A 1,894-nucleotide genomic window follows, 5' to 3' on the forward strand; every position below is an offset into this window, starting at 1 on the left:
GGCGGACGCTTCCGTGCTCTGAGGCTGATTAGTATTGGTGGTATGGGGCGCACGTTTCTGGGGGTGGATGAGGCGGATGATAGCAATAGTAAGTGTATCATCAAACAGTTATCCTTACAACATCAGGATACCAACAATGCTCAGAAAGCGGCTGAGTCTTTCCGCCAAGAAGCTACTAGGCTGCAAGTGCTGGGACAACATCCTCAGATTCCCGAACTTTTGGCCTATTTTGAAGCGGATCATCAATTAGGTATCGCAGGAGAACCTGCTCTAGTTCACAAGTATATCGAGGGGCAAAGCTTAGCCACAGAACTGGAAACAGAAGGAACCTTTAGGGAAAACCAGGTTCGGCAAGTCCTGATTGAATTGCTGCCAGTGCTGCGCTTTATCCATAGTCATCAGGTAATTCATCGGGATATTAATCCCCACAATATCATTCGTCGCCCTCCTCCTGAGTCGTCTTTGTCCCAGCTACCAACACACAAAACCAGGAAAAGGTTTTATTCCTGGGGGGGAAGGGGGAGCGAACTGTTTCTGGTGGATTTCAGTGCTGCTAAGCTGACTACAAAAACTGTGCTAGCACGAACGGGAACAATGATTGGCTCTGCGGCTTACACGGCTTCGGAACAGTTGATGGGAAAAGCGATCGCAACCAGTGATTTGTTCAGTTTAGGGGTTACCTGTATTCATCTGCTTACCAATGTTCACCCCTTTGATATGTTTAATAGTCTAGAAGGGAAGTGGGTTTGGGTCGATTACCTCAGGCAACCTGTGAGTGATCCGCTTATTCGCATCCTGAACAAAATGGTAGAGAATTTACCAAACCAACGCTACCAATCAGCTACTCAAGTCCTCGGAGCACTTGGTTTACCAGAGGATTTCGCTGCTATACCAGTAACGTCTTTATCTACAACAGTTACCCCTAAATTTGATACTCCTACTTGGAAATGTGTACATACTTTTTCCGAAGAGTCCAGTGGAATTAATTCTATCGCCTTTAGCCCGAATGGAGAAACTATAGCTAGTGGTAGTACAGATAAAACTATCACGATTTTTAACTGGCAAGCTAAAACAGTGGTGGCTAAACTTTCAGGACATTTAAATGTGATTGAGGCGGTTAGCTTTAGTCCAGATGGAGAAATTATCGCTAGTAGCAGTTGGGATCATACCATTAAACTATGGCATGAGTATACGGGAAATTTAATTCATACCCTTTGTGGACATTCAGCTTGGGTAAAGTGTTTGGCAATTAGTCACAATGGGCAATTACTTGCTAGCGGTAGTGCCGATCAGACTATTAAGCTTTGGATCCTGAAGAAGGCATCATTACAGACAACGTTGTTTGGCCATTTAGGAACCGTTAATGCAGTAGCCATTAGTAAAGATGGACAAATGCTAGCTAGTGGTAGTGCTGACAAAACCATTAAGGTTTGGAATTTAGCAACTGGTAAGCTCGCCGCAACGATTACTGGACATTCGGCATCGGTAGAGTCACTCACCTTTAGCCCTAGTGGTCAAATCTTAATTAGTGGCAGTGCTGATAAAACCATTAAGATTTGGTTGCTCAAGAGGGATCGGTACTTACAAATACCAAAGAAACCATTGCTTACTCTGACCGGACATGGGCATGCTGTTAAATCTATTGCTATTAGCCCTCAAGGTAATACCTTAATCAGTGGTAGCGCCGATAAGACTGTCAAAATCTGGCATCCTGGTAGTGGTGAATTGCTCTATACTCTCACAGATCATTTAGGCGCTGTTACTACGGTTGCTATTAGCCATGATGGTGCTACCATTGCTAGTAGTTCTCAAGATAATACTATTAAGATTTGGAAGTTTGAGTGATGTCAGCTATCAGCTATCAGCTATCAGCTGATGCGCTACGCGCACCCGT

Annotated in this window: 1 protein-coding gene; it reads left to right on the forward strand. The window is 44.3% G+C overall.

Annotated elements, in window-relative coordinates; translation table 11 throughout:
• Nucleotides 1-1,845 (forward strand): protein kinase domain-containing protein (locus F6K38_RS40685; RefSeq protein ID WP_287360516.1); only part of this gene is annotated, 1,845 nt, incomplete at its 5' end.
• Nucleotides 1,846-1,894 lie beyond the last annotated feature (49 nt).

The sequence above is a fragment of the Moorena sp. SIO3B2 genome (assembly GCF_010692525.1).
Lineage (GTDB): Bacteria > Cyanobacteriota > Cyanobacteriia > Cyanobacteriales > Coleofasciculaceae > Moorena > Moorena producens.